At 59.7% G+C, this 24875-nt stretch carries 23 protein-coding genes; 11 read left to right on the top strand and 12 right to left on the bottom strand.

Annotated features, from left to right (window positions below; genetic code table 11):
* Nucleotides 1–25: 25 nt before the first annotated feature.
* Nucleotides 26–664 carry an NAD(P)-dependent oxidoreductase gene (locus tag AM590_RS05225; RefSeq protein WP_058826552.1) on the bottom strand — a complete coding sequence of 213 codons (639 nt, stop codon included), beginning with the start codon at nt 662–664 and terminating at the stop codon, nt 26–28.
* Between the two features lie 138 nt (nt 665–802).
* Between AM590_RS05225 and AM590_RS05220 the strand changes: the two genes are divergently transcribed.
* Nucleotides 803–1141, top strand: a complete 339-nt coding sequence (locus AM590_RS05220) for a helix-turn-helix domain-containing protein (RefSeq protein WP_058826551.1) — start codon at nt 803–805, stop codon at nt 1139–1141.
* A 77-nt stretch (nt 1142–1218) separates the two neighbouring features.
* On the opposite strand, the gene AM590_RS05215 is transcribed toward AM590_RS05220, so the two are convergent.
* Entirely contained in the window at nt 1219–2664 is a 1446-nt protein-coding gene (locus tag AM590_RS05215; protein WP_058826550.1) for an amidase, read from the bottom strand.
* Between the two features lie 154 nt (nt 2665–2818).
* Here AM590_RS05215 and AM590_RS05210 point away from each other — a divergent pair, with 154 nt between their 5' ends.
* Nucleotides 2819–3748, top strand: a complete 930-nt coding sequence (locus tag AM590_RS05210) for a metallophosphoesterase family protein (protein WP_058826549.1) — start codon at nt 2819–2821, stop codon at nt 3746–3748.
* 27 nt (nt 3749–3775) lie between these two features.
* On the opposite strand, the gene AM590_RS05205 is transcribed toward AM590_RS05210, so the two are convergent.
* Together AM590_RS05205 and AM590_RS05200 are read right to left on the bottom strand one after the other, a co-directional pair.
* Entirely contained in the window at nt 3776–4204 is a 429-nt protein-coding gene (locus AM590_RS05205) for a PIN domain-containing protein (protein ID WP_049934622.1), read from the bottom strand.
* Complete coding sequence (locus tag AM590_RS05200) at nt 4201–4509, bottom strand: AbrB/MazE/SpoVT family DNA-binding domain-containing protein (RefSeq protein WP_058826575.1); 309 nt, start codon at nt 4507–4509, stop codon at nt 4201–4203. Before AM590_RS05200 ends, AM590_RS05205 begins: the two co-directional genes overlap by 4 nt.
* Nucleotides 4510–4937: 428 nt before the next feature.
* Between AM590_RS05200 and AM590_RS05195 the strand changes: the two genes are divergently transcribed.
* The 3 genes from AM590_RS05195 to AM590_RS05185 are packed head-to-tail and all read left to right on the top strand — an operon-like array spanning nt 4938 to nt 7824.
* Entirely contained in the window at nt 4938–5540 is a 603-nt protein-coding gene (locus AM590_RS05195) for a hypothetical protein (RefSeq protein WP_058826548.1), read from the top strand.
* Entirely contained in the window at nt 5537–6103 is a 567-nt protein-coding gene (locus AM590_RS05190) for a relaxase/mobilization nuclease domain-containing protein (protein ID WP_058826547.1), read from the top strand. Before AM590_RS05195 ends, AM590_RS05190 begins: the two co-directional genes overlap by 4 nt.
* Nucleotides 6100–7824 carry a type IV secretory system conjugative DNA transfer family protein gene (locus AM590_RS05185; RefSeq protein WP_058826546.1) on the top strand — a complete coding sequence of 575 codons (1725 nt, stop codon included), beginning with the start codon at nt 6100–6102 and terminating at the stop codon, nt 7822–7824. The genes AM590_RS05190 and AM590_RS05185 overlap by 4 nt, the downstream gene beginning before the upstream one ends.
* 317 nt (nt 7825–8141) lie before the next feature.
* Here the strand turns inward: AM590_RS05185 and AM590_RS05180 are convergent, their stop codons facing one another.
* From AM590_RS05180 to AM590_RS05170, 4 genes are all read right to left on the bottom strand, one after another.
* The gene (locus AM590_RS05180) at nt 8142–8384 is read right to left on the bottom strand and encodes a hypothetical protein (RefSeq protein ID WP_049987403.1); all 243 of its coding nucleotides are present in this window, start codon (nt 8382–8384) and stop codon (nt 8142–8144) included.
* A 317-nt stretch (nt 8385–8701) separates the two neighbouring features.
* Nucleotides 8702–9520: a hypothetical protein gene (locus AM590_RS20990; protein WP_216635672.1), complete on the bottom strand. Its 819-nt coding sequence runs from the start codon at nt 9518–9520 to the stop codon at nt 8702–8704.
* Nucleotides 9521–9674: 154 nt separating this feature from the next.
* Nucleotides 9675–10301: a hypothetical protein gene (locus AM590_RS19800; protein WP_082677675.1), complete on the bottom strand. Its 627-nt coding sequence runs from the start codon at nt 10299–10301 to the stop codon at nt 9675–9677.
* Nucleotides 10302–10489: 188 nt separating this feature from the next.
* Nucleotides 10490–11572 carry a transcription initiation factor IIB family protein gene (locus AM590_RS05170; RefSeq protein WP_058826545.1) on the bottom strand — a complete coding sequence of 361 codons (1083 nt, stop codon included), beginning with the start codon at nt 11570–11572 and terminating at the stop codon, nt 10490–10492.
* 645 nt (nt 11573–12217) lie between these two features.
* On the opposite strand from AM590_RS05170, the gene AM590_RS05165 reads away from it, so the two are divergent.
* Entirely contained in the window at nt 12218–12976 is a 759-nt protein-coding gene (locus tag AM590_RS05165) for a hypothetical protein (RefSeq protein ID WP_157575436.1), read from the top strand.
* Nucleotides 12977–13732: 756 nt separating this feature from the next.
* On the opposite strand, the gene AM590_RS05155 is transcribed toward AM590_RS05165, so the two are convergent.
* Both AM590_RS05155 and AM590_RS05150 read right to left on the bottom strand, forming a co-directional pair.
* Nucleotides 13733–14779: an ATP-binding protein gene (locus tag AM590_RS05155; RefSeq protein WP_058826542.1), complete on the bottom strand. Its 1047-nt coding sequence runs from the start codon at nt 14777–14779 to the stop codon at nt 13733–13735.
* A gap of 294 nt (nt 14780–15073) precedes the next feature.
* On the bottom strand, nt 15074–15274 hold the full coding sequence (locus AM590_RS05150) for a HalOD1 output domain-containing protein (RefSeq protein ID WP_253805878.1): 201 nt from the start codon (nt 15272–15274) through the stop codon (nt 15074–15076).
* 289 nt (nt 15275–15563) lie between these two features.
* Between AM590_RS05150 and AM590_RS05145 the strand changes: the two genes are divergently transcribed.
* Both AM590_RS05145 and AM590_RS05140 read left to right on the top strand, forming a co-directional pair.
* Complete coding sequence (locus AM590_RS05145) at nt 15564–16871, top strand: PQQ-binding-like beta-propeller repeat protein (RefSeq protein WP_253805877.1); 1308 nt, start codon at nt 15564–15566, stop codon at nt 16869–16871.
* A gap of 375 nt (nt 16872–17246) precedes the next feature.
* Nucleotides 17247–18086, top strand: a complete 840-nt coding sequence (locus AM590_RS05140) for a CPBP family intramembrane glutamic endopeptidase (RefSeq protein ID WP_058826540.1) — start codon at nt 17247–17249, stop codon at nt 18084–18086.
* Between the two features lie 135 nt (nt 18087–18221).
* Here AM590_RS05140 and AM590_RS05135 read toward each other — a convergent pair whose 3' ends face one another.
* On the bottom strand, nt 18222–18818 hold the full coding sequence (locus AM590_RS05135; protein ID WP_058826539.1) for a hypothetical protein: 597 nt from the start codon (nt 18816–18818) through the stop codon (nt 18222–18224).
* Nucleotides 18819–18991: 173 nt separating this feature from the next.
* On the opposite strand from AM590_RS05135, the gene AM590_RS05130 reads away from it, so the two are divergent.
* From AM590_RS05130 to AM590_RS05120, 3 genes are all read left to right on the top strand, one after another.
* A complete protein-coding gene (locus tag AM590_RS05130; protein WP_049985488.1) occupies nt 18992–19288 on the top strand; it encodes a hypothetical protein in 297 nt (98 codons plus the stop codon).
* Nucleotides 19289–19444: 156 nt separating this feature from the next.
* On the top strand, nt 19445–20845 hold the full coding sequence (locus tag AM590_RS05125; protein ID WP_058826538.1) for a DEAD/DEAH box helicase family protein: 1401 nt from the start codon (nt 19445–19447) through the stop codon (nt 20843–20845).
* On the top strand, nt 20845–22203 hold the full coding sequence (locus AM590_RS05120) for a DUF790 family protein (protein ID WP_058826537.1): 1359 nt from the start codon (nt 20845–20847) through the stop codon (nt 22201–22203). The genes AM590_RS05125 and AM590_RS05120 overlap by 1 nt, the downstream gene beginning before the upstream one ends.
* 241 nt (nt 22204–22444) lie before the next feature.
* Here the strand turns inward: AM590_RS05120 and AM590_RS05115 are convergent, their stop codons facing one another.
* Nucleotides 22445–23824 carry a Cdc6/Cdc18 family protein gene (locus AM590_RS05115; protein WP_058826536.1) on the bottom strand — a complete coding sequence of 460 codons (1380 nt, stop codon included), beginning with the start codon at nt 23822–23824 and terminating at the stop codon, nt 22445–22447.
* Nucleotides 23825–24875: the final 1051 nt, after the last annotated feature.

The raw sequence follows: 24875 nt of genomic DNA, 5'->3' as shown, positions 1-24875 counted from the left end.
TCGACGGAACACGGGGAGGCTGCGGTCAGTACCCGGTTCCGAGGTAGGTGTGAACCGCGTTTTCCTCTTCGAGTTCGTCTACGAGGGCCACGGCGAAGTCCTCCATCGAGATGTAGCTGTCTCCCTCCTCGTCGGTCACGAGTTCGCGTTCGGCAGTCCGGTACTCGCCGGTTCGCTCACCCGGTTCGATCAGCGCCGCTGGCGCGACGTACGACCACGCCAGGCCGCTCGCCTCACTGAGGCGGTCGTATGCGTCGATGGCGGCCCGCGCAATCGCGTCCCACTCCTCAGGGAAGTCGTCCGTTTCGACGAGCATCGTCTCCGGGCCGACCATCAGCCCACCGGCGCCACCGGTCCAGACGAGCCGGTCGACGTCCGCGCGGCGCAATCCCTCGATCACGGCTTCCACCATCTCCGTGAGGCGTCCGGCCGACTCATCGTCACTCGGGCCGAGTGTCGACACCACGGCGTCGTGACCCGCGGCGAGCATCGCCACGTGATCGGGGTCGGTCGCATCTCCGACGACGGCGACGAACTCGTTGTCGTCGATTCCATCGACTGTCCCGCTCCGGGAGACGCCCGTCACGGTGTGGCCACGGTCGAGGAGTTCAGTGGCAGTTCGCTGTCCGATTCGTCCGCTCGCACCGAGTAGTAGTACGTTCATTGTGGGTGTCGAGTTCGCTGCTAGCTGTCACACGATGCCGGTGACGGAGTCCCGCAAGCCCGGTCACATTTCCATACTTGGTCATGGGACGTGACTGTTAAATAGTCCCGCGAACGTCGGGTTGACCAAGTCACACTGATGTCATCGGATGCTACGCTCGAAGCGAAATACGAAGGCTGTCCGGTAATCAAAACCCTCGAAGAGATAGGGTCCCGTTGGCGGATGACCGTTATCCACGTCCTCCGGGAGGGAGAACTCCGCTTTAACGAACTCAAGCGAGCGACAGATGCGAACTCACAGACGTTGTCCCGCGTGCTCGATGACCTGGTGGAGAAAGAATACGTCGAGCGCCGAGTCGAAGCGGGGAGTCCGGTTGCCGTATATTACTCTCTGACTCCGAAGGGTGACGAACTTCTCTCGGCGTTCGACGAAATCCACGACTGGGGGGAGAAGTGGCTCACTGGTGAAAACCGATGACCGACGGACGGTGAGACCAATCGGTCGCACCCTCTTCCGTGACAATATGGGTTCGACGGAGCCTCGAGAACGTACATTCAGTAGGTAGGATACTGGCTCGACCATGGGCGGACTCGTTCGAGCGCCGCCGTGACACTCAGTATCGCTTCCTCGCCAAACCGGTTGCCGATGACCTGTAGGCCGACGGGGAGACCGTCGTCGGTGAATCCGGCGGGGACTGACGCCGCTGGATGGCCTGTCAGGTTGCACACCCAGGTCAGCATCGCGTCGGTCGGAACGCCCCGGACCGACTGCCCATCTATCTCCGTTGGATAGCCGTCGGCGAGATACTTGCTGTACGGTGGGACGGTGAGCGTGGGCGTCACGAGCGCATCGTACCCGGCGAGTGAGTCTTGAATCCCGTCGTATGCGGCGGTACGGGGGACGTTTCGAAGCCGTTCGCTGACCGCTTCAGTATCCTCCCCAAGTGCGATGGTCGAACGGACAGTCTCTTCGATGTCCGCCGTCTCGAAGTCGATATCGTATCGGTCAGCGAGTTGCCGGGCGAACGCGCTGAAGAAGACCCCGACCTGTTCGACGTACGCCATCGACAGGTCTGCGTAGGGCGGGAGCGAGACATCCACGGTATCGACCGTCGCCCCAGCGGCCGCGAGGTCATCGACGGCGGCCGCGACCGTCTCACGTACTGTCGGTGCGACGGGTTGGAGACCCAGGGTCGGCGAGTATCCCACCGAGAGGTCGGCTGTTGGTCGAGTAGTCGATTCCACGTACGCTGTCTCACCGCGGGGGACGCTGAACGGGTCGCGACTGTCCGGCCCCGCGAGAACGTCGAGGAGCAGGGCGATATCCTCGGCCGTCCGGGCCATCGGACCGCCGACGAAAAACGGCGAGTGAGGACTGAACCCGTCCGCAGGGACGCGCTCGGGAACGAGTCCGAACGTCGGTTTCAGGCCGATAACACTACAGCAGGACGCTGGCACCCGGAGCGACCCGCCGATTTCCGACCCGGTCGCGAGCGGGACTGCCCCCGCCGCGAGCGCCGCCGCGGAACCGCCGGAGGAACCCCCGGCGGAGCGGTCGTGGTCGAACGGCGTCGGTGTTGCGCCAACGAGGCGGTTCTCCGTCTTGATGGTGTGGCCGAGGGCTGGTGTACTGGTGGTGCCGACGATCACCGCGCCAGCGGCTTCCAATCGCTCCACCATGACGGAGTCCGCGTCGGCCACGTTGTCCGCCAGCGATGTGAGGCCCATCGTATGCCGCACGCCTGCCTTCCGCGTCCGGAGGTCCTTGATGGCAACGGGAACGCCGTGGAGGGGACCGAGATTCTCGCCGCGATCGGCTGCCCGGTCGGCCGCCCGAGCGCGGTCGCGGGCCGAGTCCGCGATGACCGTGATGAACGCGTTTAGCTCGTCGGTCGCTTCGATGCGCTGCAGCGCCGCCTCGACGAGGTCCAGGGAGGACAGCGTGCCTTCTCGGACCGCTGCAGCGAGGGTACGAGCCGACCGCCCATCGAGTTCCGTCATACCCGTTCAACCTCACGTTCCGAGATAAAGACCTGTGTCAGCGCCGACCTCCCTGGGCGTGATGGATAAATTACCACAAATAGCCGGGGATGCAATTATGAAATTGTAGCTGACAGCAAACCCTGCGAATCAACGAACGGGGTCACTGTCAACAATGGACGCGCCAGACACCACAGACTGGGAATGGGTTGGAGATCAGGAAACCGACGAACAGGCAGGCGGCAAATCATCGGGCGCAGGCGGGGAGTCGGGACACTCTCGCAGAGGGTTCCTGCGCGGCGGCGTCGCGGTCGGAGCGACGGCCGCACTCGGGGTGCTCCCGTCGGTTTCCGGGGCGAGCCGGGCACAGGAGCGTGACGTCCTGTTCACCGGGGCTCGGAAAGACGGGAAACTCACGCTCGCGGACGCAGCGACACTTCTCTGTATGGGAGACAACCACGGGGACGTTGACTCTCTGGAACGGGTCGTCGACGGAACTGAAGGCGAAGAATTCGACTTCGTAATTCACGTCGGCGATATCACGAATGCGTGGTTCGATGGCGTCGACGAAGGTCGAGAACAGCTCGATGCGGTCTCCCCGTGTTTCGAGACGCTCCACGAGCGCGGAGAATTTCTCTACATCTGGGGGAATCGAGACGGAGCAATCGGTCCGGAACAGCCATTCCAGGACTACGACCTCCCGGGGACGTTCATCCCCGAAGATGACAGTATCACCGTTGCTGGAGAGACATTCACGCAAAATCCCGAGCTAGTCGAAGACGAGACAATCCTCGTGAATCACTACTGGCACCCCGAACTGCTGGAACACTTCGCGGGGAAGGCATACTTCTCTGGTCATATACACACCGGTCGTGTGCAGTTCGTCCCCGACTACTGGCGAAACGACTGTCAATTCTGCTACGACGAAGAGGAGTTCTACAGTGAGGTCGTCCGCACAGTGCTCTACGGACTGGGAACGATACAAGAGGAAGCCGAGACTGATGAAGTGGTCGAATCTGCAGCGTCAACGTTCGGGGCTACTCCACCGTCTTTCAAATCGAAACTGCGAGAATTTCTCGAAGAGCGGACAGAGGAGCACTCGTAGCGGCCACTATGGGACGAGATCCAGGATCTATGCCGGTTCGGTCCGGAACCGAGTGATTGGGACGTCGGTGACGTCGTCGTAGTCGTCGTCCGCACCGACCAGGAGCATCCCGTCGACGTGCGCTGCAGTCCCGAGTGCAAAGGCATCACCGAGTGCTGGCGAGTAGCGGAATTTGAAGTCGGCTGCTGACGCCCAGGTCTGTTCGGTGTCGACCCGACGGATGCCGCTTTCCTCGAGGACGTCGACGACAGCATCAGCGCGCTCCTCGCCGTCAATCGCCCGGACGATGTAGTGGACCTCAGCGAGATTGATCGCCGAGATGTAGCCGTCTGCTGCGCCTTCAACGGCGTCAACGTACGTTTCGACGGTGTCGCTCCCCGGTTCGTTGCAGAAATAGGCGATGAGTGGTTCGGCGTCGAAGACGATCGTTTCGGGAATCTCAGCCCCGTCCGTCATGCGTCAGCCTCGTCGTCACCGGCGTAGCGCTGCCGCAACTCCTCTTCACTGGCTTTGTCCGCTGCACGTTCCTTCCGTAGGCGCTCGGTTGCCGAGCGCCCCTGCTCGTCGGTTTTCCCTTCCAGAACCCCACGCAGGTCTGTAACCGAGTGGATGGGGCGAACAACGATGTCACCCTCTTCGGTCCGAATGAACTTCACACGGCCGGGCGTGTCGATACCCAACTCCTCGCGGAACTCCTTCGGGATGGTGGCTTGCCCGCGCGACGATACAGACACCACTTTTTCAGACTCTGTCTTACTCATACTATCCTCTATCATTACTTTGGTACAGTCATACAAAAGACTAGCGTTGGGTTCGGTAGTTAGCGAATCAAGCTGGTCATTACAGTCGACACCACTCGGAGCACCGCCTTAACCAACGAGTCCGATTGTATCGGCTGTTTGTTGGTTAATCGATTCACATTCAGATTGTATTCGGAGCACTCGAGCTACAGTATCCGTGTTATTCGCAGCTCGACTGTGGGCATAATAATTAAGGTGGAATCCAATGTGGGAGTAGATACAGCCAATGTGGTCTCCACAAACTGCCGTCCAGCGATTTTTCACAGACCAATGTGCAGCTTTGGCTTGCCCTCTACCGCCACACACCGGCCTTCCGCATCCACCGACTGCCGATTTCCCCATCGCATCGCTCACACCAACCACGGCGAGTCTCGCTCGGAGCGTCTGAAATGGGTGGGCGCGACACGCAGATCACGGTGTACGTCACTGACGAACGCAAGGCCGAACTCAAACAGCGCGCCGCTGAGGAAGACACCTCCATGTCCGGGGTCATCAACGACATGATCGACCGCCAGCTCCAGCAGGACGCCCAAGACGCGATTGCCTCAGAAGCGCGCGCTGAAGAACGCATTCAAGAACTCATCTCAGTCGGCACCGAGCAAATGGTCGAGACCGCCAAGGAAATCCGCGATATGAATGCGAAGTTCGGCGCCTACACAATCGCCAACTTCGAGCTGATGAAACAGGATCGGTCAGATCACGTCCGGCAAGAGGCACTCGATACTGGGGCTCGCCGGATGCGCCAAGATCTCGAGACGAGTATCCAAGAAGTGGGTGAGGACACGTCGGCCACGAAGGCGAGTGCTGAAACCACGACCGAGTCGTCCACAACGCAGCATCCCACCAACGATGAAGAGCCCGACTCGCCTGACGCGGCCACCGACGACACGCCGGACGACGTCGACGAGACGACAGACGGCTCCGGCGATGCTGAAAGCGATGAGGACGATGGCAGCGATCTCTTCGATAAGCTTCGGAGTGATCGCGGATGAAGGTCTTCACGGACACCAACTATCGCGAGCACGGTGCGCGGAACCTCGTCGAGTATCTGGATAAGGAGAAGGGGCTTGAGAACCGCGCTGGCGAGGAGATGTCCGACGAGGAGATCGAGGCGTTCATCGAGAAGTCCGAGGAATACGAGTTCGAGCGAGAGGTCATCATCTCACCCGAAAACGGCACCGACCTCTCCGACGACCAATTCAGTCTGTACACTCGGCAGGTGATGAGCGAGTTTTGCAAGGACCGCAATACAGCGACGTACTGTTATGCAATCCATCGCGATACTGATCATCCACACGCCCAAGTTGCACTGACGGGGACGAAACGCGACCTCTGGATGGACAAAGAGGACTGCGAACAGCTCCGCGAGCGCGCCCAAGAGCAGTTCCACGACCAGCATCGCGAACTCACCAGGGATCTCTCCCACCAGTTCGAACAGACGTTGCAGCACGACGCCACACACGAACTGGAAGCTGAATCTGATCGGGACATGGACCACGACCAAGATCCCGACCCAGAACCCGATCAGGCACAAGCACAGGGGCCTGAATCGTGAGCAGACATACTGATTCCGAGTCCCAGAGCAAGGACTACCGGCAAGAAGACGAGGTTGAGATCTTCTTCCAGATCGCGGCCGTGATGACGGCTGCACTGCTGTTGCCCTGGGTGTATGCCATCCTCGAGCGCGCGAATTTCCACGACTTCAAATTCGATGGGTTACATCGGAGTCGCGCACTCTGGCTCGTCCCTCTGTTCTATCTGGTGGCCGCAGTCGGCACTGTCCTACTGTTTCCAGCGCACCTCCAGCTGTTCTGGGCGTTTCACGTCCTGCTGCTCGCACAGATCGCTGAAGTCTTCCTGCATCAGGCCGGCTATCTGACCGCCATGTCGCTGCCGCTCATCGAGCAGTTCACGCCGCTCCGTGTGGGTGGCTTCGTCGTCGCACTCGGGAGCGCAGTGTATGCAGGCCAGCGACTGCGGACCTGGGATACGGAGCGTGAATTCCGTCGAATTATCGATGACGGGAACTATGTCCTCCCGTTTCGAAGCCTCTCTGCAGCGAGTGATCGTATGAGTCTCTCGCGATTTGTTCCGCTCCGCAAGGACCGGTCGATTCTCGTCCTCGGGGAAACGGGCGCCGGGAAGACGGAGACGATCAAGCTCCTCACCCACCAGATGCAGGCTGGAACTGACGATCCGTTCGTCGTCTTCGACTACAAAGGCGAATATCAGGAGAGCTTCGAACACGACCACGAGCACGAGGACATGATCTACCTCTCGTCGACGGACGCAACCGAATACTGGAATCTCTTCGCCGAAATCGAACGGGAAGCCGATATCGACGAAATCGGCCGCGCACTCTTCCCCCAGACAGATGGCGCGGAGTTCTTCAGCCAAGCTGGCCGCCAGCTGTTCGTTGCCGTCGTGACGTATCTTCATCGAGAAGCCCAGGCAAGCGATACGACACCGACGAACGCCGACCTCGTCGCGTTCGTCCAGTCGACGGATAAGCAAGAGATGCACGAGCGGCTCACAGACCATTCGGATCTCACCGCGGCGGCATCGGCAATCGATCCGGATTCGGAACGACAGGCGGCTGGCGTCTACGCGAACTTCCAGCAAGTCATCGCTGACCTGTTCCGCGGCGACTTCGCCGAGGCAGGTGAGTTCTCGATCCGAGAGTATATGCAGGATCCCCAGGGACGGACGTTGCTGTTGGATTTCCCGATTACGGAGGGCGACGCAGTCCAACCCGCGTTTCGGTTCTTCATCGACTGGGCGGCACGGTTTGCACTCGCAGACGATCAAGACACGTACTTCGTCCTCGACGAGTTCGCGCGCCTTCCCGGCCTCCGGAAGATTGGCGACCTGATCAACGCGGGCCGGGGCCGAAACACCCAACTCTTGCTCGGTGTGCAGTCGGTCGCACAACTCCACGACACCTATGGAAAAGACCGGGCGAACGCGCTGTTGAGTGGTCTTGTCCAATCAGTCATCATGCGCGTTGGCGATTCGGCGAGCGTCGAGTACGCCCAGTCACAGATCGGCCGCGAGGAACAGCGCCGGTCCGTCCCCGTCCACGACCGCGACGGCCGCTCGGTTGGCCGCCAGGAACTCCAGGACGAAACCCATCCGATCGTCGAAAGCGACCTCGAACGGCTCAACGACGGCGAGGCGATCGTCGTCGTCCCCGACGGCTGGCTGCGCGGCCTGATCGCCCGCTTTGAGACTGTGCAAACCGAACTTGAGCGAGCACTGAAGCGTGGGACGGAGTAATCCGAAGTAGAGGGGTACTGGACTCAAAATCTCAATCTCCTGAACAGGGCGTACAACAGTCATTCAGATATCGTCCCCGAGGTTGTGGCTGCCGGCCGACCGGAGGGAGGCCGGGAGCGGAGGGTGGGGAGGCGGGGCGGTCTCGGGCAGCTTCGAAGAATGAGATCTAATCGACAGTCGGGGGAGCTCCACCCGTCTGGATACCGATCACGTCGTACCATCGCGTCGACGTCTCCCCTGCTACTGTGTCAGCTGGTCGGATGCCCTTCCTCAGCACTCTTAACCAACAGGAGCGGGGATAATAGGTAGGATGTTGGTTAACGCTCTGGATCAGTGATCCGCAGCTCGCCATCGACCGCGTAGAGCCAGCCGGAGTCAAGCAGCCGTTCGATAGCGTACTCCGCGTCAGCCGGTTCAGCTGGGAATTCCTCAGCGGCGAGCAGGAGGCTCTGGGCCTGGTCGTGCGAGAGCTCCGTCTGCTGATCCGGCGTCCCCGATACGAGGATCTGGTAGGCATCCTCGATCCAATCAGGCAGCGACCGGGGTTCGTTTGACCACATCGTCGGTTCTCAGGTGCCTAGTGCTTCGTGTCACAGTCAATTAAAATCCACTAACACAGGCCCTTGAAATCCTATTAGTTCGACAACCTCGTCACTGAAAAAGCCATTAGGTAGGTATGCGAACTGACCGCTGAGCTTCCTACCAGTTTCAGATGGTGTTCTCGCTACCGTGCAAGATACAAGGCGCAAGTCCCGCAAACGGGCGCGACGGTGTCAGCACGGGTTGAAACTCGAGACCGAAACATCAGTCTCTCCGGTGTATTATCAACTCGAAACACGACAGCACGGGAGCTCATATAGTCAAATTATAAATATATTTATCTAATTGATTCCTTCTCTTCGGCTTCCCGAGGGAGTCCGAAGTCATCAATCCACTCCCGGAGTTCTTGGCTATTCTCCATCTTGTCCAGTGCGGCGCGACTGAACTCGTCGGTCGTTGCTGAGCCGAGTCCCAAGAAGGCCATGACGGCGAAGAAGTCAAGGTCGAAAACGACTCTGAATGAGTACCCGATTCGTTCCTCGTTCGTCAGGAAGTTTCGAGCCACCCCGCCCATCTCGTGAGCGAACGAAAGGGCAAGCGAGTATCGGGACCAACGATCCCACTCGCGCTGATCCTTCTGGACGAGCATGTAGTTCATCATCCGATCGGCGAACGATTCGCCATGAGTAACCTCCTCAAGCGCGAGTGACTCCACTTCTACCAGCTCGTCATCGTCCGAGACTACCTCCACGATCTCCTCCTCAACCTTGTCGAAATAGTACGCCCGGCCATCGTCCGTCACGCCCAGCAAAAGCCACGCGTAGTACTCATTCTCCTGGTCGAGTTTGCCGGCTTGTTCGGGGAAGCTCTCGAGGTCCGATTCGGTCACCTCATCATGGAAGATCCAGGACTCCCGTTTTTGTCGTACCGCTCGGAGCTCCGCCCGACCCTTGTCGGTGATTTCGTAGAGTCCACGTGTGATCTGCTCGATGTACCCGCTTCGACCGAGGCGGACGAGAACTGTGTTCACGTCCCCTTTGTCTAATGCGGTTCGTTCGCGAACTAGGAGGGGGTTCACCCTGCCCTCCCGCATCGTCCGAAGAACCTCGTAATCACGCTCGTTGAGCGTCGCCATTTCTGGCTCTTCCTTACTCATACAGGCTACGTATGTATTTGGACTCCATAAGACTTTCTACGAACTTACAAAGTAAGAGTTTGTGGATAGCGACACGAGTAGAGAAATGGAAGCGCGGCACCTGGGTTGAGAATCGACCGGGTAAGGTCGGGTGCTTGAAACGATGCAGCCGGAATTACGACGAGTCCTGGACTGGCTCGGGGATGCCGACCGCGCTGAACCGGACGTCGACGGCTCCACAGCCAGCGCAATCGTCGACGAACGCACAGACCTTCAGCGAGGTCTCTAACTCTCGGATGCTGCCACACACCGAACACTCGTACGAGGTCCGATATCGAACCGGTATTCGGCCATCTTTTCCTTGCGTGTGAGGCGCTGCTGTCGACGATGGCTCTTGGCTGTGTCCTGGTTCCGGGTCCGCTTGGCCTGGATCGGGTTGGTCGAGTGAACCGTGCCACACGTCGTCAGGGAGACTGTCGTAGAGTCGGGCAGGGTCGCTGTCAGTGTCGTCGACAGGGATAGCGTCAGTTGGTCGTGTCGGGTCCGCTGACGCCTCGTGTGTTGTTGACCCGGAATCGTCGACACCAGCAGAATGGTCAGTCGGTGGGAAAGCTGTCGTCGACGCGCTGATTGCGACGTACTCCGTGCTGTCGTGGAGTTCGCCATCGATTGCAGCGGCGAGTTCAGCGAGGGGATTCGCGATCTGTGGGTCGTTGTGGTTCTCTACACCTGTCTCGAACAACCAGTCGCGAAAAGCGGTTGCTGTCTCAACGTCGAGCGTAAACGATGGGGTTGGTGACATCAGTGACTCGCTCCGTCCCCCTTGGGAACGACAAACCAGCGCTCACCCGCTATCCCTCAACCGACGAGTGACAGTGGTGAAAACAAGGTTGTGGCTGCCGGCCGACCGGAGGGAGGCCGGGAGCGGTGGGTGGGGAGGCGGGGCGTCCACGGGCGGTGGTCGCCAATAAAAACGGGGGAGTGCCCCGCTCAGTGCAGGGTGTCCGGCTCCTGGTCGAGGATGACACCCGGGTCTTTCGTTTCGTGTCGGGCCTCGTAGGCGTCGACGAGCTCGCAGTTGTACCGACTGATCCGGCTCGTCGATGTCGGCACGACCGTGCTGGTTGCCTCCGCGACCTGCCCCTGAGTGAGATGCTTCTTGGGCGTCAACCGATCGGCACCGTAGACCGCTGCTGCCGCGATGGTGAGCCGCGACGTCCCCGGCCCGACCGGCTCGTGATCGCCCAGCTTCATGAGGTAGTGTGCCAGCCGCCACGTCCGCACGGCTGCACTCGCCGGAATGGCGTCGTCATCGAGCGCGTCCACGACCGTCATCACCGCGTTCGGTCGGGTAACGGGGACAGTGTCGACCCCGAGTTCACACCGAATCTTCCGCGCCGCGGCACACACCCGCTCGTGGGGTGCCTTCGTGTAGGTCGCCACGTCGACGTCGATCGCTTCGCGCTCGATCCGCGACTCGCGCGCTGCAAGGAGGACGGCACCGCCCGCGAGTGCCTCCCAGGCCATCCGCCCGCCGGCCAACCGCGCTTCTGAGGCGCGTCGCAGGTACTGTGCCGCCGTCTTGACGACGTGTCCCGGCAGGCCCAGGTTGCCGCCGATCATCTCGATGTCGCGCAGCCCCTCGTTGAGCCGCTTCGTCCGCTTGCGACCCTCGCCGAACTGGTAGCGCTTGTGCCACTTCCGGAGGCGCTGGAACTTCTGCCACTGTTCGTTACTGAGCGGATTGCCGTGTCCGTCAGTACTCTTCGTTATCTTCGTGTGCAGGCCCTTGTCAGTCCGCAGCGGGTCCACCGTCTCGATGCTCTGCTCAGCGTTTCCGACTTTCCCCAGATCGGCCAGCGTCGGGCTCCGATCAACCCACTCGGCCGCGACGACCAGGCCACAGTCCGCACAGAACGACTCCTCATCTTTGGTTACGATTCGACCCTCACAATCCGGGCACGCCGACCGGGCCGCTGGCTCTCGCTCGACTGTCTCTTCGAGACCGTCCAGCGTGGTAGTTGAAGACTGTTCGTCCGAAACCGTCTTTTCGCTCGCGTTGGTACTCGACATTGGTGTTACAACACCTGAAGGCGCTCACGCGCCCGACACCGCGATGCCCTTACATCGCGGATTTCCTCGACGACAACCCGACAGACTCGTCTGCGCGCTCTCGCTCGCGCCTTCGCGAGCGCCCTGTGGGCGCGAGCGAGAGCGCGCCCGAGGCGGCCGACCATCCAGCACCGCGCGCCGACCCGCCCGGAGCGAGCAGCCAGCGGAGTATGCCCGTTCGTGTCCGGCCCGGACAGCGGGTCCGTGTCCAGCGCGACTGTCGCCGCGAACGCGCGCCGCGGTGTGGCGCGCGACAGCGCAGGCGGCACCAAGCGCTGGAACGCGAAAGCCCGCGAGGGGCGCAACCGACGGGGATACCCGCTGGCGCCGAGGGCACATACACTTTAGCCCGGAACGGCGAGCTTGCTCGCCGCATGCCCGGAATGGTCGGTCGCGAGCGACGCGGAGGGCGGAACGCGGCGAGCGGGGCGGGCCGTCTTGATCCACAGGAATTGGATTGTCTCCGCGTGCTTGCTTGCCGAAGTTGGCACTCACCTTGAGTCCTGACATTTCGGGTCGCGTGCCGGGGAGTTCCCTTCGGCTCCTCTCAAACCATCCATTTGAGGCTTCAGAAAGCATATGCCAGCGCTGCTGCGAGGTTGTTCTATGGAGTCACGAATTGGTCTCCCGCTACTGCTGGTTCTCATCGTCGCTTTCGCCGGCTGTGCGGGCTTCGGCGGTAGTTCCCCACCAGAACCCTCCTCCACACCATCGGCGTCAGCGACACCAGACCAGCCCACTCAGTTTTCCCCAGCTGATGCGAAACAGCGAGCACTGACCGCCGAAACCAACCGGGTCACGGAGATGCTTGGGAACGCGAGCACGATCTCTGGGAGTAGCGTTGGGATCTACGGAGAACCCAACGCCACCGTTGTCAATCAGAGTAGTTCAGGCATCGAAGTCCGGGTCAAAATGTCGTACTCGTATGAGTACTACTGTGGAAATAAGAGCGGCGCCGTAGATGGACTCACCACGATTGCCCGGTATCAGGTTTCTCCGAATGCAACGGACTTGATTGAGGTCATTGACGGGGTCGATATGGTTTGTGAAAACCCCCAAGAGACTCAGCCGTCAGCCGTCGACCGAGCAGTTAGCGCGGAGCAACAACGGATTGAAGCTCGCCTCGCCAACATCTCGAACACGACCGGCTCTGCAGGTGTGTACGGGACCATCGAAACGACCGTGATTAACCAGAGTGACGCCGGCTCGTACGTTCGCGTCAAAATGCCGTACTCCTACGAATACAGCTGTGATGGATCCAGCGGAGCGGTTGACGGCCTGAAGACGAACGTGGTCTACCGGCTCACTCCATCTGACGTGTCTGTCGTCAGAATCACTGAGGGCATTCGAAATGCCTGCGCGTGAACAGATACCGAACTGACGGCTAATTACAAGCAGGCTATGCGAGTCTGCGAATGGCATTCCAATCGCGTATAGAACCGGTAAGTATGCGATGCGAAAGGTGGCAAGGGACGCGCGGGACGGACCCGTGAGAATATACTAGCTCTGTTGAAATCCTATTAGCTAGGCAATTCATCAGCTGAAACATCCGTGAGGAGGGTGTGCGAATTTTCCACCCGGATTTTTTCTTTTTGCGCTCGGTATCGGCGGCTATGGACTGGGTACCGCTTCTGGTTAGTGGACTATTTGCGCTTGCGTGGCTTCTCGTACTCTATCAAGCACGAACGGAGGACTGGACTATGGGTCGGACAGCTGGCTGGGTTGTCTTCCTCGGAGGTGCGACTATCGGCGTGTTTTATGACAATTTCCTTTCCGGTGAGTCATCGCTTCTCCCGTGGATTGAACCAATTGCTGCCGTGATAATGTTCGTCGGAATCGGCATCGCGTGGATGCGGACTCCCAGTGAAGACGATCAGCCAGCCGAACAAGGATAGAGCGGCAGATCTGCTACCCGACCTCCTGCAGAATATGGTGGGCGTTGAGAATTTCAATAGAGCCGATATCCTGTGTGTCCGTGAGCGCTACAGCCGATACAACGGATAGCGGCAGCAAATCCCGATCATCCCGCGCCGCCGCCGGCACTGACACGAGCTGTCGCAGCCGCTTGTTCAGTCGTCTCCACGAACAATCCGCCGGACCGATTGTGTCAGGGAGGTAGAGTTACGCTGCGAGTGGGAGCCGGACAACGAAGACAGCGCCTGTCGGCTCGTTGTCTTCCACCCGGATCTCGCCCCCGTATTCGGTGACGAGCGTGTCAACGAGATGGAGCCCGATTCCCGTCCCGGGACTTCCGAGCCCCCGCTCTCCTTTGCCGAACACGGTATCTTTGTGATCGTCCGGGATTCCCGGCCCGTTGTCGGCGATGCGAACCTCGACCTCGTCGTCGCGGACCGTACACGAAACCTCGATCCGAGGGGTCTCCGCGTCGTTGTGTTGGACAGCGTTGTTGAGGAGGTTCCGGAAGACCGAACTGAGCATACTGTTGGCAGCGACCTCCACGTCGGGTGGAGAGTCCTTCAAGACGAATTCTGCCTCCGGGAAGGACTCCTCGCGAAGCGACAGTTCGGTTTCCAGGACCGAACGCAGTGGCACGGGTTCGACGGTGACCGCTTCATCCGAGACGACCGTTTCCACGTACTCACGTGCGACCTCGGTCAGTTCAACGACGTGTTCCCCGCTGGCAAGGATCTTCTGCAGGTAGTCGCGACCCTCGTCGTCGACGTGGTCGTCGAGCATTTCCGCCCAGCCGAGCACGACCGCCATATCGTTGCGGATATCGTGCCAAACGATCTGATTCAACAGTTCCAACTCTTGCTCGCGGCGTTTTTGCTCCGTAATATCGGTGGAAATGCCGACGATCTCCGAGACATCCCCGGCTTCATCCCGGAGGATGACTTGCCGGTTGAGCGTCCATCGGACCGAACCATCCGGGCGAACGATGCGTCCCTCATACTCCGTATCACGGAGTTCGCGGGTTGATTCCTCGATGTTTGCGCGAACACGCTCTCGGTCGTCGGGATGGATCGTCTCGATTAGATTATTGATGTCGTCTTTGATTTCCTCGGGTGGAATCCCCCAGATTTCTTCGAAGCCAGCACTGATGTACTCGAATTCCCCGGGCTCGGACGTGGTCCAGAGTGCCACGCCGTCGAGTTCATCAAATAGCGACCGAAAATCACGACGCTTCCCCAGCGATTCAGTGCTCATACCGCTTCCTGTAGCCCACATCGGATAAATTTTGGTTTGAAACTCTCGACTCTCCCGAACTCTCGTCAGATAGCTGCAACGAGCGAGACGGCCCGTGACGTAACAGGTATCTAGCTGACGCGTCGCTCGACGAATCAGCTACTGCCCTGGTGGACTCAGAAAGGGCGCGGCCGTCTCGGTCGTCCCCCGACCCCGCCAGCACCACAGGCACGAGGAGCGCAGAGTGGGTCGCGGGATGCCGAGCGGCCGTGGGCTTTCGTCACTCCACTCTCCAGCACGGACTGGTATTCACAATTACTCGGTGGAATCATCGAGAAGCACGGTGACGTCTGATGGGGTCACGGCAAGACGAATCCCCTCGATCGTCACGTGGACCTCGATATCCCCGTCAGAATGAGCCAGTACCTGTTCGAGTGCCTCTACGTCGACGACGTCGTGGAGCTGATACGAATCCCAGGGCAGCCCGCACGCCTCTAGCGTCTCGACAATCTCCACGAGAAGCGTCGCCGAGCTATCTGGGCTGTGTGAACCGGAGTGGGACATACTGGACCTTGGCCGAGCAGTAGGGTAGCGACCCGTAAAAATGGGGCTAGGTGACTGGCGATGTCGGAACCCTGCGAAGGACCCCCACCGAGACGAGCCGCGGACACGTGGACTATGAGAAGGCACTCGGAGACATCGCGACTGCGAGTCCCTCATTGACGACTCCAGCGGGCAAGGTTGCTGACGTGATACCGACGCTAGGCATATGGCCCCGCTGACGCGTCGACAACTCCTCCAACAAATGGTAACTGGTGGCGGTGTCCTAGCACTCGCCGGCTGTCTGTCCGCCCCACGTCGTGGATCCAGTAACACGACCGAAGGAGAGACCGCCACGAACGATACGATTCCGGCAGGCACCTGGCCACAGATCGGCTACGATAGCCAGCACACGCGCCACATACCGGACGCCCGTGGTCCACGAGACGACGCGACGATCGCGTGGCAGAGCCTCGGTGACCGGCCCGTCTATCCACCCGTCGTCGACGACGCGCTCTACTGCACCGAGGGGTGGACAGACGGCACCGCGTTTGCACTCGCATCTGAGGACGGGACACAGCAGTGGTCCACCTCGGAGTTGCCGCCGACGCGGTGGGCGCCAGCCCTCCACGACGACCGATTGCTCGTCATTACGCGTGCAGAAGGGAACGTCGTCCGTCTGCACGCGTTGGACACCGCCAGCGGCGACCAGGTGTGGGTACAGGAGGAAGGGATTACGGCCTCCAGCGGCGAGCATCCGCCGATCAGTCCGACTGTCCACGGTGACTCCGTCTATATTGGGTCAAATCGAGGGATTATCGTGTGCGATGTGACGACAGGAGACCTCAACTGGACGGCGACGCTCGGCCCACACGTCGTCGAGACAGAGAATGGACCGACCTGGCGTACCGACTGGGCAAAGCCGGCGGTCACCGCCGATCGGGTGTTCACGTTCGATATGAACGACAGCTATCGGGCGACACGAAAAGTGTATGCGGTGAACCGCCGGACCGGCGATCGGGACTGGACCGCCGAGTTGAACGTCGGCGACGGGTGGTATCTCAAGGCGCACGTCGTCGTTGGCGCCGACCTCGTCTTCGTCGCGGCGCTGAAGCCGCACGTGTCGGCAGGGATGGACGATTCACCGTGGTCGGGATCGGAGCGGCTGTTCGCCCTTGACGCCGCCTCGGGTGAGGTTACGTGGGACTGGACGCTCCCAAAGAAGACGCTCAGTCCGCCGGCATACGCGGATGGGGCGCTCTACGTTGGCGAGTGGGACCCCGATGCCGACACTGGCCGGTTGCACGCACTCGACGTGAGTGACGGCAGTCGCACCTGGACCTACGAGTCCGATGTCGGGGCTGTCTTGTCGCCGACTGTCGCGGGGGATACGGTGTATCTCAGCCAAGGAACGGAGCTTGCAGCCGTCGCACGGGCGGATGGAACACGCCGCTGGCAACTGGAACTCGGGGCGCGTATTGGCCCGCCGGTCGTTGTCGGGGAGACGGCGTACATCCAGACAAACCCCGGCCACAATGACGATAGCCAGCTACTGGCGGTTTGTGAACCGTAATTCGACCGTTGGGTAGCATCACCGACACTGGTCGGCCGCGAGCGACGCGGAGGGCGGCACGCGGCGAGCGGGGCGAGCCGTCGAGAAACACCCGTCTATCCGGTTCCGAAACTCGAGGAACCAACCGCTATCCTGGGGGGCTCAGAAAGGGCGAGGCCGGCTCGGTCGTCCCCCGACCCCGCAAGCACCGAGCGACGAAGGAGCGAGGCGCGCAGCGTGGTCTTCGTGAGCGCAGCGAACGAAGGCAGGGAAGTCGCAGCCCGCGCAACGAAGTGAGCAGGACCGACTTCCCGTGGTCGCGGGATGCCGAGCGACCGAGGGCTTTCGAGGGGTTCAGTCACTGTATTTATCAGATCCGGTAGCACTATGTTGGATATGGGATTCGGACCGAGCATTTCGGCTCCGACCATAACGGGAACACAGGTCGTCTACCCAGCACGGCTCGTTGTAGCGTGGGCCGTACTCACTATCGCCAGCCTTGTTCTCGAACGCGCCATCCACCGGTGCAAATACTGGACTGTCAAACTCACAGGCACGCATCCGTTCGGCTGGTTCGCGTCGCTCGACAGCGATCACCAAGGCGACTTGAGAGAGACAGAGACGTACACGATTGCGGATCTCAAGGACCGACTCGACTGGGAACGCAAGTGGTGGCGTCGAACAACACGACGAGGCGTCCGCGCCGTCGTGATCGCGCCGGTGGTTGAGGAACTCACGTTTCGCGGCGGCCCATATCTGCTGGCGGTAACCTTGGGTGTCGCTCAACTTCCGCTGTTGGTCGCTGGGTCCGTCCTGTGGGCGTTCCTCCATACCCGGAATCCACGCCGCTACCGCCGGGGAACCCTGCCGGTGTTCGTCAGCGGGTTGCTGAGCCTGTATCTGTGGCTGGTGGGGCTCTGGTGGTTGGCGATCCTGGTACATGCAGGCAACAATCTGCTGGCGACAGCGGTGGACATCGGCGAGGAGTGGTGGCGGCGCTGGCAGCATTCGTTCTCACCAGGCGAAGAATACACCGTGACAGTCGACGACCAATGTCCGCAACCGGACCGTGATGGCCTGTATCGGGCGTCTACGCCGGCCGACGAGACACTCCACGTCGCCGACGTCGAACCGGGTGAGACGACGCGTGTGCGAGTCGCGACGACGGTTGGATTCCATGGGTACGCGTATCCCATCACCGAATCGGAGCAAGAAACCGATTGCGCGGAGCCTTAACCAACAACAGCAGCGAATGGCAGCCAGTGTTGGTTAATACATCGGCGGATTGGCTACTGCGTCAAACACGCCACCGATTCCGAAGCGTCGATAGAGAGCGCAGGCCGAGTCCACAGAGCATAATCCAGGAGTAAATCACCGATCACCGCGAGACAGATCCTGTGCAAGTGCCTCTTGAAGTCCGTCAGGAAGCAACGACCCGGGCTTTTCTGCGTGAAAAGCGACGTTCTCGTAGGCCGCTTCGATATGTTTCTGTGTGGCGTCGTCGTGCTTCGCTGCAAGCGCCTCTAACTCCTCGACCATCGTCTGAAGTTCATCGTCGGCCTCGATCATCTCGGCTGACAGCGCCAGATCCTTGAGCGCCTTGGCGGCGGCTCGTCGGACGCGCCCGTCGTCGTCGACGAGTGCCTCCAAATAGAAGTCTCGAAGCCAGTTACGATGCGTCGCGATGTCGTCGAGCGTCCACTCGCCCGGCAACGCTTCGTCGGTGATATCGGCTCCAACCGTCCGAATCCCAAGTCGTGGGTACAGCGCGGCCGCAAAGCGAATCACGGACTGCCGTTGATAGCCGTCATCGCTCTCGTACAGCCCACGACACAGCTCGAAGCAGTCGTTGAACAGCGCGGCTCGCTCCTCGAGGTCCATGTCCTCGACCTCATCAATAGCCTGATTCACGCGCTCGGTGTCACCCGACGACAGCGCAGTGCGGAACGCTTCGGGTGTCTGGTCCATGGTTGTTGTTCCATCGCCACTCGTGTAACTCCTCGGGGGACGAGGAGAACAAGAAGATCGCGGAGGGTGGAGAGATTGTAGTCGCGATCGCTATCGAGAACGATCCGCACTCTAGAACTGCAAGCGAACACGAGGAACGGGCATACTTGTACCGACGGCCAGTAGTGACCGTTATGACGGGCGACGATACGCCGGTAGAGCACTATAGATTGGCCGACCCGGCGGATCTCCGCACGGCGCTTGCGACAGCTGGGATCGAATATCTCGACGTGGACGAGCAGCGAACGATCGTGATCTATCAGCAGGCGATTCTCATGGTGATCGCCACAGAGGGATCGGCAACGACAGCGCATGCATTCGACGTCGAATTCTGGAAGGAGCCGCCGACCGGCCCTGATCGTGAGCCTGACTCGCTGTTCGCTACATTCATCGATGAGCTGGTTACGGCTACTGAGACGACTCGTCGTTGAGTGGCCGATGTCCGAATGAGCGCCCCAAACAGTGACAAATACGAGTGCAAGAAGCGGCGGGTGAGATGTCATCGGACCGACGCCGCGAGCAGTGTGGCGCTGAGAAATATCCAGTAAGGTATTCCCCTCTCACTCGACAAGGATAGCACAGCTACGATGGAGCTCAAGTTCGACGACGGCACCCTTCTGCTTCGCGACGCTCCTGAGTCGGTTCCGTACGCAGAGTGGGATGACCGCGTCGACGAGTACCGGTCCCAAGCCTACCGGTATCAGGCGCTCCTCGAATGGGCTGGTATATGGTCGGACGGCAATGAGCAGGCAACGCTTCGAGACGGCTTCGGGCAAGCGCTCGAAGACACCGCTCGGGCCTACCCTGACCTCGATCTCACGCCGGCGCTCCACATCGAACCGCGTGACTACCAGCAGGCCGCCCTCGACGCCTGGATCGACCACGGGCGACGGGGCAGCGTCGTCCTCCCGACGGGCAGCGGGAAGACGTTCCTCGGGCTGCAGGCGATTGCTGACGCCGGCGTCAGTGCGCTCATCGTCACGCCGACGATCGATCTGATGAACCAGTGGCACGCTACGCTCACCAACGCCTTCGGCGACCAGCTCACGGAGCCAGTTGGTGTCCTCGGCGGCGGCAGCCACGAGGTCACCGCGATCACGGTTACGACCTACGACAGCGCCTACCGCTACATCAACGAGTACGGCGACCAGTTCGGCCTACTCGTCGTCGACGAGGAACACCACCTGCCAGCCCCGACCTACCGGCAGATTCCCGAGATGACGATTGCGCCGTACCGCCTCGGGCTGACCGCCACCTACGAACGCCCCGACGGCAAGCACGAACTCCTCGAGGACCTCATCGGCCCGGTCGTCTACCGCGAGGACGTCGACGAGCTCACCGGCGAGTACCTCAGCGAGTACGAAACGATCCATATGTCGGTTGATCTCACAGCCGACGAGCGCGAGACATACGACGAGGAGTACCAGCTCTATCGCGACTACGTCGACAGCCACGAGTTCGACCTCTGGAAAGAGGACGGCTATGCGGAGTTTCTCAAGCGCACGTCCTACGATCCACAGGGCCGACGGGCGCTCATCGCCAAGCAACGCGCCGAGCGGATCGCCCGCACCGCCGAGAAGAAGCTCGACACGCTCGACAATCTCATCAAACGCCATCACGACGACCGTTCGATCATCTTCACCGCGAACAACGACTTCGCCTACGACATCTCCCAGGAATTCATCGTTCCCTGCATCACCCATCAGACGAAGACCGACGAACGGACCGAGATTCTCGAACAGTTTCGGAGTGGCGACTACTCGATGCTGGTGACCTCACAAGTCCTCGACGAGGGGATCGATGTCCCGGCGGCAAACGTGGGGATCATTCTCTCGGGGAGCGCCTCGAAACGCCAGTACGCGCAGCGACTCGGCCGCATCCTGCGGCCCACGGACGGCCGCCAACCGGCACGCCTCTACGAGATTATCACGGATGACACGATGGAGACGTACGTCTCCCAGCGCCGCCGGGAAGGGGTGAGCACATAGTGCTGACCACGAATCTCGCACGGTCACGCACGACCGACCAGGAAATCAGACCGTTGTTCATCGATCCGACTGATGGCCGCTATCGTGAGACGGCGCGAGAACTCATCCAGCTGTTCGAGACCCACCTCAATGAGCCGAAAGGCGACCTCGAAGACGCAATTGACGAGTTGACTGTCGCGGATACCGACTACAAAATCGTCCAGGGACTCGCAAAGCTCCTGAAAGACGAGTGCGAGTTCGAGGTCGTCGCCTCAGTTGATCCCCACGAGATCCGCCAACGACTGTTCGAGAAAGCCAATACGCGGTATCCGATCGTCCGCCAGCCCACGCTCGGTGAGGATACACAGAAACTAGAGGTGTACAGCGCGGTGGCCGACGAGTTGGGGATCTCCCTCGAGGAGTGCTATCGCGGAATGTACGCCGATCTGGAGGACAACAAGCGGCTCGTTCGGATTGGAACGCGAACGGCCGACCAGTACACGACTGATGGCGTCTCGTCGACGTCGACGACCGCGTTGACCGGCAGTAGCGACGCGGACTACGAACACACCGACCTTACCGTGGACTGGCTGTTGACCCGGTATAATCTGGCGCTTGCTCAGGCAGTGCTGTACGACGCCACAGAGATGCGGATTCGCGTCTGGGATCACTTCGGGACCGTCTTCAGCTACGTGAAGTTGTTCGGGTTGATGCACCGGATTTATCCAATCGACGCCGAGGGCGAGCGCGTCGCGAGCACGGATCAGGCCGCTGGCTACGAAGCCGTGCTGGATGGGCCGGCGTCGCTGTTCTCGAAATCACAGAAGTACGGAATTCGCATGGCGAACTTCCTACCGGCATTGCCGCTCTGTAACCGCTGGGAGATGGCCGCCGAGGTTCTCGCCGACGAAACGACCGGCGAGACGCGAGTGTTCACACTCGACCACACTGAGAATCTCGATTCGCACTACAGTACCGGGGATCAGTTCGATAGCGACGTCGAACGAACGCTTGCGCAGAAATGGGAGCGCTCGAATACGGAATGGGAGCTCGTCCGTGAGGATGACATCTTCGACCTAGGTGCCGAAGTGATGATCCCTGACTTTGCGATTGAGCATCCTGACGGTCGGCGGGCGATCCTCGAGATCGTCGGGTTCTGGACGCCCGAGTATCTGGAGTCGAAGCTCACGAAGATTCGACAGGTAGAGGCCGACAATTTCGTGTTAGCTGTGTCGGAGCGCCTGGATTGTGCGAGTGAAGAGTTCGGACGGACAGCCGACCGCGTTCTCTGGTTCAAAACCGGGATTCACGTCTATGACGTCGTCGACCTGGCCGAGACAGTTACTGTCCCGTCCGAGACACCGTCTGGTTCCAAGTAGGCCGGTTCAGTGACTGGGCGACCGATGCCCTGCACCGTGTCGCTGTCTTTGGTTGCGAACTCACTCGTAACGAGGGGTGTTCACTGGAAATGTGGTATGTTGTTAACCAACAGCTGGGAAGAAATAGGCGGTTATGTTGGTTAAGCAGGCTCTGAACGGAACGGCTAGCGACTCAAGATAGTCCGGAAGGTAGCGCCAGTGATCGAACGGAACAATCGAGAGGGACACCAGCCTTCCCGATCTAGCGGCCGACAATATCGATGAGCCGTTGACGCATTCGGGAATCAATAGGAATCTTTGAGCACCGATCATCGAGGCCGATCGATTGAAGCAAGAGACTCGCCTCGTCCAACAGTGAGAGCTGAAGGTACGTTCCCTCTCGATATCCGTCACTCGTTCGGGTCATATCGATGATTTTCAGCGTCTCATACTCCCGAAGCTGGTCGGTGATTCGCTTCTGCCCAAGGACATTCGTATCGATCGCTTCGGCGAATTCGCGATAGACTTGATACATTTCGGTTGCTTTGAAATGAGACTGGTTCGTGTATTCGTCCATCGCAGCGAGCGCGGCAATTGCAACCTTCGCCTGCGTCGGACACCCGCGGATAAGATCCTGAATCCGTGTCACTTCGGCATCATCGTTGGCAGCACGAACGTGTTCTTCACGGACGTGGTCGGCATCGTCGTCGCGAGCGATCTCGCCGGCGAGTCGAAAGAGGTCGATCGCACGTCGTGCATCACCGTGTTCCTGTGCAGAAAACGCCGAACATAGCGGGATGACGTCGTCCGAGAGGACACCGTCATGATAGGCGTCGCGACGTCGATCCAGAATGTCGCCGAGCTGGTTTGCATCGTACGCTGGGAACACGATCTCGTCCGGAGCAAACGAGCTCTCAACGCGAGTGTCCAGCCGATCGCCGTATTTGAGGTCGTTACTGATGCCGACGACTGTAATGCTGGCCTCAACATCGTTCTCCTCACCGGCCCGGGACAACTGCATCAGGAGTTTGCTATCATCCGCCTCCTCTGGAGGGACATTTTGGGCGTCGTCAGGGGGTGCAAGACGGTCGATTTCGTCAAGAACGACAATAACGGCGTCGTAGAGTTCGTCGATAACCGTCCACAAACGGTCGTAGTAGGCCCCCGTCGCGATGCCCGACTGTGGAATCTCCACACCCGTTTTGTCGGAGTCGTTCAAGCTCTTCGAGAGATGAATGATCGTCTGGACCTCCGAACGGCGTTGCGCACAGTCGATGATTGCACGTCCAATGCGAACGTCATTGCTCGCGCCTCGTTCTTCGACTTCACGACTGACATACCGAGTGACGAGTGTCTTGCCGGAGCCGGACTTGCCCAAGAGAAGTGTGCCTTTTCCGGAGCCACCGTCGATCGTCGGTTTGAGTCGCCGAGCAACGGTTTCGATCTGGTCGTTTCGACCAACGATTTTGTCGTGGTCCGGGATGTGGTCGATACGGAGCAGATCTTCATTGGCAAAAATCGGATCTTCCTCGTCGAGGACAGAAAGCGGATCATCGCGAGACTTGGAGCGAGAGTAGGCAACAGCCCCGTGTTCGGCAGCATAATCGCCGAGTGTATTCGTCTGCTCCTCGCTTGAAGCCATACACCGAATTTCAAATGAATTCGACTTAGTTCTTTCCCTCGGTCCCATTGTTCGCTCGGATTTGGCCGAATACCGGCCTCGTTCCTCTCGTTCGTTCTCGAACCAAGTTCGGCGATCAGCACTGAGAACACGTTTGCGTAACACCGCATTTCAGATGATTTTCTCGTGTGGACAGATCAACTGGAGAAACTACCCGACCCCCACACCGAATTTCAGATGAAATCTTGGTATCGTCTGGTTCGGTTAGAGTAGTACGTACACCCCCACCCCGGATTTCAAATGAATTCCCCAAAGAGTAGAAGCCCCGTATAGCCAGTGCGTTAGAGAGAGCGGTGCCGCGAAAGTCGGATAATAACGGGATAGAGGCTCTGTAAATGGGAAGTCATTCGAAATATGGTGCTGCTCTCGTAAGCATTCGAGAAGTATTGTAAGTAAGTCGTCGAGGAGGAACAGAGTAGCTGTTCTAGTAGAGAGTATATAAACGCGCTTCTAGGATTCATCGAGCTGTGACCGATAGCTGTTCTAACTCTCGAAGCTGCGTCTTTCACAGCTTCACTACTACTACTACTTTACCGTTATAGTAAAATATATAATAACGTGATAAGTAAGCTGGTTTCCACACGAAACCTAGAACCTGAATATCGTGCAATACAAACTCGCTACCGCACAATTGTCCTTCTCTGGCAGTCAACCGAGTTCCCCTCCGAACTAACCCACCCCTTCCTCTGGAACTGATTTCATTTGAAATCCGGGGTGGGGGTGTTGTCCGGCAGGCGAGGTCGTTATTGTTGCAGTCTCATCTCGCTATGTTGCTCGAGGTTCGTGATGTTGGTCCTGAACCGCGCCTATTCTCACCGCCCGCCAGCTGATCCGACCTCTATCGTCGAGTGCTCTTACTTCTTCGTCGACACCGACTCATTCACTAAAATACTGGTCTGCTGTACTATTCCGTGCGTTGAACCGGTTTTTTGACGAACGTCGTCGTCCGAATTCATTATCCATCCTCCGACTTCAGCGAATAGTCCATCGAGACGAACGCCTCCAGGCACTC

This window comes from Haloferax sp. Q22, assembly GCF_001482285.1.
Taxonomy (GTDB): Archaea; Halobacteriota; Halobacteria; order Halobacteriales; family Haloferacaceae; genus Haloferax.
The sequence above is the reverse complement of the archived record's forward strand: the minus strand, read 5'-3'. Positions and strand labels throughout refer to the sequence as shown.

Coding starts and splice junctions, on each gene's coding strand:
- AM590_RS05225 (WP_058826552.1), bottom strand. CDS start 664: ATGAACGTACTACTACTCGGTGCGAGCGGACGAATCGGACAGCGAACT.
- AM590_RS05220 (WP_058826551.1), top strand. CDS start 803: ATGTCATCGGATGCTACGCTCGAAGCGAAATACGAAGGCTGTCCGGTA.
- AM590_RS05215 (WP_058826550.1), bottom strand. CDS start 2,664: ATGACGGAACTCGATGGGCGGTCGGCTCGTACCCTCGCTGCAGCGGTC.
- AM590_RS05210 (WP_058826549.1), top strand. CDS start 2,819: ATGGACGCGCCAGACACCACAGACTGGGAATGGGTTGGAGATCAGGAA.
- AM590_RS05205 (WP_049934622.1), bottom strand. CDS start 4,204: ATGACGGACGGGGCTGAGATTCCCGAAACGATCGTCTTCGACGCCGAA.
- AM590_RS05200 (WP_058826575.1), bottom strand. CDS start 4,509: ATGAGTAAGACAGAGTCTGAAAAAGTGGTGTCTGTATCGTCGCGCGGG.
- AM590_RS05195 (WP_058826548.1), top strand. CDS start 4,938: ATGGGTGGGCGCGACACGCAGATCACGGTGTACGTCACTGACGAACGC.
- AM590_RS05190 (WP_058826547.1), top strand. CDS start 5,537: ATGAAGGTCTTCACGGACACCAACTATCGCGAGCACGGTGCGCGGAAC.
- AM590_RS05180 (WP_049987403.1), bottom strand. CDS start 8,384: ATGTGGTCAAACGAACCCCGGTCGCTGCCTGATTGGATCGAGGATGCC.
- AM590_RS20990 (WP_216635672.1), bottom strand. CDS start 9,520: ATGAGTAAGGAAGAGCCAGAAATGGCGACGCTCAACGAGCGTGATTAC.
- AM590_RS19800 (WP_082677675.1), bottom strand. CDS start 10,301: ATGTCACCAACCCCATCGTTTACGCTCGACGTTGAGACAGCAACCGCT.
- AM590_RS05170 (WP_058826545.1), bottom strand. CDS start 11,572: ATGTCGAGTACCAACGCGAGCGAAAAGACGGTTTCGGACGAACAGTCT.
- AM590_RS05165 (WP_157575436.1), top strand. CDS start 12,218: ATGGAGTCACGAATTGGTCTCCCGCTACTGCTGGTTCTCATCGTCGCT.
- AM590_RS05155 (WP_058826542.1), bottom strand. CDS start 14,779: ATGAGCACTGAATCGCTGGGGAAGCGTCGTGATTTTCGGTCGCTATTT.
- AM590_RS05145 (WP_253805877.1), top strand. CDS start 15,564: ATGGTAACTGGTGGCGGTGTCCTAGCACTCGCCGGCTGTCTGTCCGCC.
- AM590_RS05140 (WP_058826540.1), top strand. CDS start 17,247: ATGGGATTCGGACCGAGCATTTCGGCTCCGACCATAACGGGAACACAG.
- AM590_RS05135 (WP_058826539.1), bottom strand. CDS start 18,818: ATGGACCAGACACCCGAAGCGTTCCGCACTGCGCTGTCGTCGGGTGAC.
- AM590_RS05130 (WP_049985488.1), top strand. CDS start 18,992: ATGACGGGCGACGATACGCCGGTAGAGCACTATAGATTGGCCGACCCG.
- AM590_RS05125 (WP_058826538.1), top strand. CDS start 19,445: ATGGAGCTCAAGTTCGACGACGGCACCCTTCTGCTTCGCGACGCTCCT.
- AM590_RS05115 (WP_058826536.1), bottom strand. CDS start 23,824: ATGGCTTCAAGCGAGGAGCAGACGAATACACTCGGCGATTATGCTGCC.